Origin of the sequence: uncultured Stenotrophomonas sp. (genome assembly GCF_963519925.1) — a bacterium.
Taxonomy (GTDB): Bacteria; Pseudomonadota; Gammaproteobacteria; order Xanthomonadales; family Xanthomonadaceae; genus Stenotrophomonas; species Stenotrophomonas maltophilia_AE.
Genome location: NZ_CAUQPH010000133.1, coordinates 1 through 9,652 on the forward strand (window position 1 = coordinate 1; position 9,652 = coordinate 9,652).

The following is a 9,652-nucleotide window of genomic DNA, read 5'->3' on the forward strand; positions in this document are numbered from 1 at the left end:
GCGCCAGGATGCAGCGCGACCGCCGCCGCCACAGGCGCGGGTGGTGGCCAGCCGCAACACTCCCGACCAGGTGGCCAAGGCTCAGACGCAGCCACTGCCGGACACCCCGCAGCCGGATGCCGCCCCGACCGCGCGCGAGCAGCGCGACGCGGAGATGGCGCGACTGGCCGCCGAAGTTCACCTGCGGTCGGCGCAGTACGCCAAGCGCCCGAACCGCAAGTTCGTCTCGGCCAGCACGCGCGAGTACGCCTACGCCAACTACCTGCGCGCCTGGGTGGACCGGGCCGAACGGGTCGGCAACCTGAATTACCCGGATGAGGCGCGCCAGCGTCGGCTCGGCGGCCAGGTGGTGATCACCGTGGGCGTGCGCCGCGACGGCAGCGTGGAAAGCAGCCGCATCCTGCGCAGCAGCGGTACCCCGCTGCTGGACGAAACCGCGCTGCGGGTGGTCCGGCTGGCGCAGCCGTTCCCGCCGTTGCCGAAGACCGATGACGGTGTGGACATCCTGCAGGTGACCCGGACCTGGGTGTTTTCGCCGGGCGGGGAACTGCGCGACGACCGGTGACCAGTTACCCCTGTCTAGCCGCCCGCGCGGCCTGCTGTTCGACCAGGGTCAAGGCCACGTTGTTGCGCAGGTAGGCCGGTTCGACCAGCTCCGGGGCCAGCGCTTCGCCGCGTTCGAACATCGGCACTGCCAGGGTCAACAGATCCGATGCGCGCGGCAGGGCCTGCGCATCGACACCGTCCAGCTGATCGGCCAACCGGGTCGCCAGCACGCCTTCGGCCGCGCCGAACCCGGTGCCCACCCCGAACCAGCGGCTGCCGTCAGGCAACGTCACCGCTTCCGGCGCGCACACCTGTTCCTCGCCCTGCAGCTGCCACTGCCCGCCCACGCGCACCTGCCGGGCCACGTAGACCTCACCCATGCGCGCATCGATGCTGGCCAGCACGTGGGTGGCATCGGTCGGCGCGCGCAGCGCCAGCACCTGCAGGGTGGATACCGGAATCAAGGGACGGTCCAACGCCAGCGCGATGCCCTGGGCGATGGCGATCGCCAGCCGTACGCCGGTGAACGCGCCCGGTCCGCGCCCGAGCGCGATCGCATCCAGCTGCGAGCGCGCCAGCCCGGCCTCGGCGAGCAGCGCCTCCGCCCACGGCAGGCTCAGTTCGGCGTGCCGGCGCGGCGCGATCTCGAAGCGCTCATGCACCTGCCCGTCCACGTACAGGGCAACGGAACAGGCTTCGGTGGCGGTTTCAAAGGCGAGCAGTTTCATGGAGGTCAGAACAGGGAAGTGGGAAAGACATCGTCGTGCGGCGCCGCAGCGACCACCGGGGCCTCCGGGACGTCGGCCGTGTCGATGCCCCATTGTGGCGCAAAGAAGCCGCGCACATCGTCCAGCGAGCGGGTACGCCGGAACGGCGGCAGCGAATCCAGGAAGGTACGGCCGTAGCCCCGGCTCACCAGCCGCGGATCGCACAGCACCAGCACGCCGCGATCGGTCTCGCTGCGGATCAGCCGGCCCACGCCCTGCTTGAGCGCGATCACCGCCTGCGGCAGCTGCTCGTCGCGGAACGGATTGCCGCCGTCGCGGCGTATCGCATCCAGCCGCGCTTCGAACACCGGATCGTCGGGCGCGGCGAACGGCAGCTTGTCGATCACCACCACGCTCAGTGCATCGCCAACCACGTCCACGCCTTCGCGGAAGCTGGCAGAACCCAGCAGCACGCCATTGCCCGAGTCACGGAAACGCTGCAGCAGCGTTGCGCGCGGCGCCTCCCCCTGCACGAACAGCGGCCACGGCGCATCGCGCAGCGCCTCTGCGGCCTCGCGCAGCGCGCGGTGCGAGGCGAACAGCAGGAACGCGCGGCCGCCGGACGCTTCCAGCACCGGTGTCAGCGCGCCGATCAGTGCCGTCCCGAAACCCCGCGCGGCCGGATCCGGCAGGCCGGCAGGCAGGTAGCACAGCGCCTGTCGGCTCCAGTCGAACGGACTGGGCTGCAGCAGGGTGATCGGATCGTCCAGCCCCAGCCGCTGGGCGATATGCGCGAACTGCCCGTCCACCGTCAGCGTGGCCGAGGTGAACACCCAGGCCGCCATCGAACGCTCGCGGTGCTCACGCAGCGGCCCGGACACGTCCATCGGCGTGCGCTGGCAGCGGAAGCCGCGCGGGGTCAGCTCGTACCACAGCACCTCTGCTGCTGCGGGCGCCTGTTCGGGGTCGGCGTCGAAGTCCAGCAGCGGGGCATCGTCGCCGAGCCAGCGCGCGAGCCGCGACACCGCCTCCAGCGCCCGCGCATGGCATGCATCCAGCCCCGGCGATGTCGTGCGCACGCCGTCCAGCACGTCGCGCAATCCGGTCAGCGCACTCATCGCCGCATCGAAGCCGTCGCGTACCTGCGGTACGGCCAGCGCGCGCCACTGGGTGCCGCGCGCCGGCAGCCCGTCCATCGCCGTGCGCAGTTCGCGCAGGGTCTGTTCGAGCGCGCCGGCGTGCGCCTGCAGCGCGGCCTGGGCACCGGCCACGCTGCGGCTTTCGGCAAGGCAGTCGCGGGCCAGTTCCTGCCACGGGCGCATGCCGAATCCTTCGCCGAAGAACGCGGCGGCCAGCTCCGGCAACTGGTGCGCTTCGTCGATGACGAACGCCTGCGCACCCGGCAGGATCTCGCCGAATCCCTCCTGCTTGAGCGCCAGGTCGGCCAGCAGCAGGTGGTGGTTGACCACCACCACGTCGGCCGCCTGCGCCCGCTGCCGGGCCTGGACCACGAAGCAGTCGTGCCAGAACGGGCACTCGGTGCCCAGGCAGTTGTCGACCGTGGAAGTCACCATCGGGTACAGCGGCGAATCGTCGGGCAGTGCTTCCAGTTCGGCCATGTCGCCGTACCGGGTGCGCCCCGACCACGCCAGGATGCGCTGGAACAGCGCTACGTCCTGCGGCGAGGTGAACCGCGGCTCGCCACGCGCCTGCTGCAGGCGGTAGCGGCACAGGTAATTGGAGCGGCCCTTGAGCAGCGCGCTGCTGTGCCCGGTCCCGAGTGCCGCGCGCACCCGCGGCAGGTCGCGGTGGTACAGCTGGTCCTGCAGCGCGCGGGTGCCCGTGGAAATGATCGTCTTCAGCCCGGACAGCAGCGCGGGCACCAGGTAGGCGAAGGTCTTGCCGGTGCCGGTGCCAGCCTCGGCCAGCAGCACCTCGCGCTGGTCGAAGGCCTCGGCGATCGCGGTGGTCAGGCGCAGCTGCGCCGGTCGCGCGACGAACGCATCGAGTTGGCTGGCGAGCGTTCCACCCTCGCTGAGGGCTTCGCTGCTGGCATGGGCAAGGCGGGACATGGCGTAATGATACCCGCCCGTCGAGCGGGGCTCTGCCCCGCCGCGGTACCGTCAGTACCGCTTGATGCCCGGCACGGTGCAGCCTTCCAGCTGCGCATGCGCGGACACCGCGTTTTCGTTCTCGCCGCGCGCCAGGCGCGCCTGTTCGATGGTGGCCCAATGGCGGCGGCACAGCGGACCGGTCTTCGAACCCAGCTCCACCGACTTGCGCGCCAGCGTTTCGGCTGCAGCCCAGTCGCCCTGCAGCAGGGCGATTTCCGCGCGATCCTGCAGGATCGAGGGGTCGCCTTCGGAAATCTGCAGCGCCTGGTCCAGCGCCTCCGCGGCGCCCGCCAGGTCATTGGCCTGGCGCTTGGCCCGGGCCGCCACGCGCAGGTCTTCGACGGCGGCATCGCGCAGCGGCTGCACGTCCAGCTCCTTGTCGTCCTTGCCGGCGCTGGCGTCCACGGCGGCCATGCGCTGGGCCGGCGTGGTGGTATCCACCGGCGGCTTCACCGGCGGCGGCGTCGACATGCAGGCGGACAACGCGATGCCGAGCGCGAGCACGGAAGCAGTACGGAGAGCGGTGCGGGACGTGGTCATGGAGGCCTGCCTTGGGTTGCGGGTCATCGAGCGGGGGGCGTTGCCGCAGGTGCGGCCTGGGCCGGTTCGGCCGGCGCGTCGGGCTTCCTGTCCAGCCCGAACCAGCTGCGCCAGCCACCGCCTTCGCTGCCCTCGACGCCCTCGCCTTCCGGCAATGCGGTCGGGGCCACGCAGGCGGAATAGGCCGGCGCGTAGCCAACCACGAACGGGAACCGGCGCGCGCCCGGGCAGGCGTCGTCGGTGGCGGCACTGCCACCGGCTTCCACCGGCTGCCAGTCCAGGCCCTTGTTGCTGACCTTCAACGGCGCGCTCGGCAGGCGACTGAAGATGCCCGACCAGACCCGCATCGCGCCGGTGGCGCCGAACAGTCCGGTCTGCGCGTTCTGGTCGTTGCCCATCCACACCACGGCCAGGTGGTCGCCGGTGTAGCCGGCATACCAGCTGTCGCGACCGTCATTGGAGGTACCGGTCTTGCCGGCCGCCTGCAGGCGCGCCAGGCCGTCGGCGTTGAGCCGCTGCGCGGTGCCGCTGGAGACCACCTGCTGCAGCGCGATGCTGATCAGGTTGGCGGCGATCGAGTCGCCTTCCTGCGCCGGCGCCGGGGTCTTGTCGTAGCGCTTCAGCAGCTTGCCCTGCGGGTCGAGCACGCCACGCACCGCATGCAGCGGCTGGATTTCGCCGCCAGAGGCCAGGAACTGGTACAGCTGGGCCATCGCATACGGGCTCTGGTCGGTCGCGCCCAGGATCACCGACGGATTGCTTTCCGCCTTTAGGCCGGCCAGCACGTTGATCAGCTGGGTGACCCGCTCCGGGCCTACCTGCATGCCCACCCGGACCGTGGCCTGGTTGTAGGAGTTGGCCAGCGCATCGATCAGGCGCACGGTACCGTGGCTGCGGTTGTCCGCGTTGCCCGGGGTCCAGCGCTTGCCGCGGCTGAGCTGCACCGTCACCGGCGAATCATCGACGAAGCTGGCCAGCGAGTACTTGTCCGGCTGCGCCAGCGCGAGCAGGTAGACGAACGGCTTGAGCAGCGAACCAACCTGGCGCTGCGCTTCGATGGCGCGGTTGAAGCCCGGTTCGGACACGTCGCGGCTGCCGACCACGGCCAGCACGTCGCCGTTGTGCACGTCGGTCAGCACCAGGCCGGCCTGCAGCTCGGGGCGACGCTTGTTCTCCAGCGACTTCAGGGTCTTGGTCACCGCACCTTCGGCGTAGGCCTGCGCAGACGGGGCCATGCCGGTCATCACGCTCAGGCCGGCGCCCTGCAGCACCGCTTCCGGGTAGTCGTGGCCGAGCTGGCGACGCACCAGGTCGACGTACGCGGGGAACCGGTTTGCGGCGATCAGGCCGGGGGTCTTGGGCACGCCCAGCGGGGCCTTCAGCGCCCGCTGCAGCTCGGCGTCATCGATCAGGCCGTTCTCATGCAGCTTGCCGAGCACGAAGTTGCGGCGGTCCAGCGCGCGCTCGGGATTGCGCCGCGGATCGTAGTACGACGGGCCCTTGACCAGCCCGATCAGCAATGCGATGTGTTCGGTGTTGAGCGAGGACAGGTCGCGGCCAAACCAGAATTCGGCGCCGGAGGACATGCCGTGGATCGCCTGGCTGCCGCGCTGGCCCAGGTAGACCTGGTTGAGGTAGGCCTCGAGGATGGTGCGCTTGTCGTACCGCGCTTCCATGATCAGTGCGTACAGCACTTCATTGAACTTGCGGGTGACGGTCTGTTCCTTGCCGATCCCGAGCAGGCCGCTGCGGGCCAGCTGCTGGGTCAGCGTCGACGCGCCCTGCCGGCTCTGGCCACCGGAACGCACGGTCACCCACACCGCGCGCGCGATGCCGCTGAGGTCGATGCCGTGGTGGCGGTTGAAGTCCTTGTCCTCGACCGCCTGCAGGCCGGTGACCAGCAGTTCCGGGGTGTCCTCCAGCCGCACCAGCCGGCGTTCTTCCTGCTTCTGTCCGTACAGGGTGGCGATGCGCGCCGGATCCAGCCGCGCGGCCTTGAGCGCCTTGCGGCTGTCGGCATCGCGCAGCGAGGCGACCTGCCCACCGGACAGGCTCAGCTCGATGCGGCGGGGCGCCACCTTGCCATCGACATCGTTGTAGCCGCGGCTGGAGACGATGAAGCGACCGCCCTCCTGGCTGAACGTGGCCGGCGACTTGCCGGTTCCGTCATCGCGGTACGCCGAGGCGGCCAGCTCGGTCTTCAGGGTCTGCGCATCCATCGCCACGCCCGGCGCCAGCGCCAGCGGCCGCGCATAGACGCGGGTGGGAATCTGCCAGCGCAGTTCGCCAAAGCGTTGGGTGACCTGGGTGTTCAGGTACACGGTGTACGGAATCAGGAAGCCCAGCGCGAGCGCCACCGCCGCCATCGCTGCGGTGACCAGGCGGCGGCGCCACAGCGGCGACCGGCTTTCGGTGTCGTCTTCGAACTCGTCGATGTCGTCGGAATCGTAGCGTCGGGGCACGGGCATGCAAGAATGTAAAAGTCCGGCGAGTCTATCGCAGCCATGGTGGCGCGCGTGTCCCCCGGTTTTCCCCGCTTAGCTGGAGTTGTAACGGGATGTCGACATCCTTGGCCGGTCTACGCTACTTACTGAACCGCATGATCGGCCTGTTCCGGCGCAGCGTGGCCAGCCTGCGGACCCGGGGCTGGCAGGCCACCTGGCAGCGCATACGGGTCCACACCCGGTCGCTGCCGCCGCCCCAGCGGGCACCGTTGTACCTGCCGCCGGCCGAGGCCTTCGCGCCGTTCGAAGTGCCTTCCAGCGTTGAACCGCGGGTCAGCATTGTGATCCCGGTGTACAACCACGCCGCGCACACCCTGGCCTGCCTGCGGGCGCTGGCCGCCCACCCGCCGCAGGTTGCCTGCGAGATCCTGGTGGTGGACGACGGCAGCAGCGATGAGACCGTGCAGTGGATGCCGCAGGTCCAGGGCCTGCGCTACGAAGTGCGCGCCGCCAATGGCGGTTTCATCGAGGCCTGCAACGACGGCGTGGCACGCTCGCGCGGCGACTACGTGGTCCTGCTCAACAACGATACGGTGCCGCAACCGGGCTGGCTGGACGCCCTGCTGGAGACCTTCGGGACCACCCCGGCGGCGGGCCTGGTCGGCTCGCAGCTGCTGTATCCGGATGGCCGCCTGCAGGAATCGGGCGGCGTGGTGTTCAGCGATGGCAGTGCGTGGAGCTACGGTCGCTTCGAGTCGCCCGACGACCCGCGCTACAGTGCGCTGCGCGATGCCGACTACTGCTCGGGCGCGGCGTTGATGCTGCCCCGTGCGCTGTGGGACCAGCTGGGCGGCCTGGACACCCGTTACCGCCCCGCCTATTACGAAGACACCGACCTGGCGTTCGCGGTGCGCGCCGCCGGCCACCGCGTGCTGGTGCAGCCGGCCAGCCGGGTCGTGCACGACGAAGGCACCAGCAACGGCACCGATACCGGCAGCGGCATCAAGGCCTACCAGGTGCGCAATCGCGGCGTGTTCGCCGCAAAGTGGGCGCCGGTGCTGGCCGACCACCCGGCGCCCGGCAGCGTGCCCACGCCTGCGCTGTTGCACCGCCGGCAGCGCCAGGTCCTGATCCTTGACGAACTGGTCCCGCAGCCTGACCGCGATTCGGGTTCGCTGCGCCAGTACAACCTGATCCGCATGCTGCTGGCCGAAGGCGCGCACGTGGTGTTCGTGCCGACCCGGCGCGAACATGGCGGTGCCGCCACCGAGGCCCTGCAGAAGCTGGGGGTGGAAGTCTGGTACGCGCCGTACCTGGAAGGCGTCGGCACCTGGCTGCGCGAACACGGTCCGCGCTTCGCCGTGGCGATGATGGTGCGCCACCACGTGGCCAGCGAGTGCCTGCCCCTGCTGCGCCGCTACGCCCCGCAGGCGCGCCGCGTGTTCGACACCGTCGACCTGCACTACCTGCGCGAACGCCGCGGCGCCGAACTGGCCGGCGATGCCGGGCTGCTGCGCAATGCCGAACGCACGCGCGCGCGGGAGCTGGCCGTGATGGCCGGCAGCGACGTCACCGTGCTGGTCAGCGACGCCGAGCGCGCGCAGCTGCAGGTGGACGCGCCAGCGGTGCGGGTGGAACTGATCTCCAACCTGCACGAGGTTGCCGGTGCGGGCGCGCCCTGGAGCGCGCGCCGTGACCTGGTATTCGTGGGCGGTTTCCGCCATCCGCCGAACGTGGACGCGATGCAGTGGTTCATCGGCGATGTCTTCGCGCGCATCCGCGCGCAGCTGCCGGAGGTGCGCTTCCACTGCATCGGCGCGGACGTACCGCCGGTCGTGCAGGCGCTGGCGGCACGCCAGCCCGGCGTGGAGATCCACGGATTCGTGCCGGTGGTGACCCCGTACATGGACGAGGTCCGCATTGCCGTGGCGCCGCTGCGGTTCGGCGCGGGCGTGAAGGGCAAGGTCAACCTGAGCATGGCGCATGGGCAGCCGGTGGTGGCGACCACGTGCGCGGTCGAAGGCATGCACCTGCGCAATGGCGACGATGTGCTCATCGCCGATGACGCCGACGCCTTCGCCGCGGCAGTGGTGCGGCTGTATCGCGACGAGGCGCTGTGGCAGCGCCTGTCGGTGGCCGGGCTGCGCAACGTGCAGCAGCATTTTTCGCTGGACGCCGCGCAGGCCACGGTACGCCGGGTGTTCCTGGAGTGACGGGAGCCGGCCGGATGGAACCCCGCCGCTAGCGGGGTCGCCAGGTATCCGGGGTCGGGGTGAAAGGCCGCGGGTGCACGCCCAGCGTGGCAGCCAGTGCGGTGTTATCGGCCACCAGGTCCTGTTCCAGGCGCGACACCGGCCCGCGCGCGCGCGGCGCGGCCGCGGCCAGCAGGCGCAGTGCGACGCCCGGTACATACAGCGGCAGCGTGGTCGTGCCGATGCTGGCATGCACGCGCTGGAACATCTGCTGGTAGTCCAGCCGCTCGCCACCGCCGATCTGCAGCGTCTGCCCGGCCGCGGCATCGCCCTGCAGCGCGGCCATCACCGCCAGCGCGATGTCGTCGGCGTGCACCGGCTGGCGCAGGCCATGCGCCATCGGGATCGGGAACACGCGGGTGCGGCGCGCGCGCGCCACGATCGGGGTGAGGCTGCGATCAAGCCCCGCGCCATACACCAGGGTCGGCCGCAGCACGGTCCACTGCATTCCCAGGCGTTCGGCCTGCTCGGCCAGGTTGCGCTCTCCCCGTTGCAGCAGGGCCACCAGCGCCTGTTCGTCTGGCTGCGCCGATCCCTGCTTGGTGAGCACGCTCATCGAGCTGGTGACGATGATCCTGCGCGCCGGCGCAACCTGCTGGCGCGCCAGCCAGTCGCCCCACGCATCCAGCGGCGCGAAGCTGACGATCGCCTGCAGCGCCTGCGCGGGCACCGGCAACGCGCGCATGTCCGCCGCCTGCCATTCGACCCCGGGCTGCGCCGGTTGCGGATGCCGGCTCAGCGCACGCACCGGTACGCCGGCGTCGACCAGCCGTGGCAGCAGGAATCGACCGATCTGGCTGGTGGCGCCGGAAACGAGGACCGTCATGGCACCTCCTCAAGGAAACAAGCGCGCACTATAACGGACCCACCCGGCGTGCCGCGCCGCACCGCTCAGCGCAGCGCGTCGACATCGCGCAGGCGCTGCTGCAGGGCCAGGTAGTCGGCCGACGTGTCAGGCACGCCCCAGCGCGCCGCCTGCCGCAGCGCTTCCTGCGCGAACTGCACGTCGCCGCGGCCGAGGCGTTCGCTGCCGATGGCCAGCCAGCGCT

At 70.8% G+C, this 9,652-nt stretch carries 7 protein-coding genes; 2 read left to right on the plus strand and 5 right to left on the minus strand.

Annotated elements, in window-relative coordinates; genetic code table 11:
- Window positions 1–565, plus strand: a 565-nt coding sequence (locus tag RWO33_RS16805; RefSeq protein WP_314106288.1) for an energy transducer TonB, incomplete at its 5' end; no start/stop codon positions are given.
- 4 nt (window positions 566–569) lie between these two features.
- On the opposite strand, the gene tsaB is transcribed toward RWO33_RS16805, so the two are convergent.
- The 4 genes from tsaB to mrcB are packed head-to-tail and all read right to left on the minus strand — an operon-like array spanning window position 570 to window position 6,369.
- Window positions 570–1,274 (minus strand): tRNA (adenosine(37)-N6)-threonylcarbamoyltransferase complex dimerization subunit type 1 TsaB, encoded by a 705-nt coding sequence (tsaB, locus tag RWO33_RS16810; protein ID WP_314106290.1) that lies wholly within the window; start codon window positions 1,272–1,274, stop codon window positions 570–572.
- 5 nt (window positions 1,275–1,279) lie between these two features.
- Complete coding sequence (locus RWO33_RS16815) at window positions 1,280–3,325, minus strand: ATP-dependent DNA helicase (protein WP_314106291.1); 2,046 nt, start codon at window positions 3,323–3,325, stop codon at window positions 1,280–1,282.
- A 51-nt stretch (window positions 3,326–3,376) separates the two neighbouring features.
- Window positions 3,377–3,907, minus strand: a complete 531-nt coding sequence (locus tag RWO33_RS16820; protein WP_314106292.1) for a tetratricopeptide repeat protein — start codon at window positions 3,905–3,907, stop codon at window positions 3,377–3,379.
- A 23-nt stretch (window positions 3,908–3,930) separates the two neighbouring features.
- The gene (gene mrcB / locus RWO33_RS16825) at window positions 3,931–6,369 is read right to left on the minus strand and encodes a penicillin-binding protein 1B (protein ID WP_314106297.1); all 2,439 of its coding nucleotides are present in this window, start codon (window positions 6,367–6,369) and stop codon (window positions 3,931–3,933) included.
- A 95-nt stretch (window positions 6,370–6,464) separates the two neighbouring features.
- Between mrcB and RWO33_RS16830 the strand changes: the two genes are divergently transcribed.
- Window positions 6,465–8,564 (plus strand): glycosyltransferase, encoded by a 2,100-nt coding sequence (locus RWO33_RS16830; protein ID WP_314106294.1) that lies wholly within the window; start codon window positions 6,465–6,467, stop codon window positions 8,562–8,564.
- A gap of 28 nt (window positions 8,565–8,592) precedes the next feature.
- Here RWO33_RS16830 and RWO33_RS16835 read toward each other — a convergent pair whose 3' ends face one another.
- Window positions 8,593–9,429 carry an NAD-dependent epimerase/dehydratase family protein gene (locus tag RWO33_RS16835; RefSeq protein ID WP_314106296.1) on the minus strand — a complete coding sequence of 279 codons (837 nt, stop codon included), beginning with the start codon at window positions 9,427–9,429 and terminating at the stop codon, window positions 8,593–8,595.
- Window positions 9,430–9,652: the final 223 nt, after the last annotated feature.

Bases quoted from the DNA above. Each gene is read 5' to 3' on its own strand.
- tsaB (WP_314106290.1), bottom strand. From the start codon at position 1,274: ATGAAACTGCTCGCCTTTGAAACCGCCACCGAAGCCTGTTCCGTTGCC.
- RWO33_RS16815 (WP_314106291.1), bottom strand. From the start codon at position 3,325: ATGTCCCGCCTTGCCCATGCCAGCAGCGAAGCCCTCAGCGAGGGTGGA.
- RWO33_RS16820 (WP_314106292.1), bottom strand. From the start codon at position 3,907: ATGACCACGTCCCGCACCGCTCTCCGTACTGCTTCCGTGCTCGCGCTC.
- RWO33_RS16830 (WP_314106294.1), top strand. From the start codon at position 6,465: ATGTCGACATCCTTGGCCGGTCTACGCTACTTACTGAACCGCATGATC.
- RWO33_RS16835 (WP_314106296.1), bottom strand. From the start codon at position 9,429: ATGACGGTCCTCGTTTCCGGCGCCACCAGCCAGATCGGTCGATTCCTG.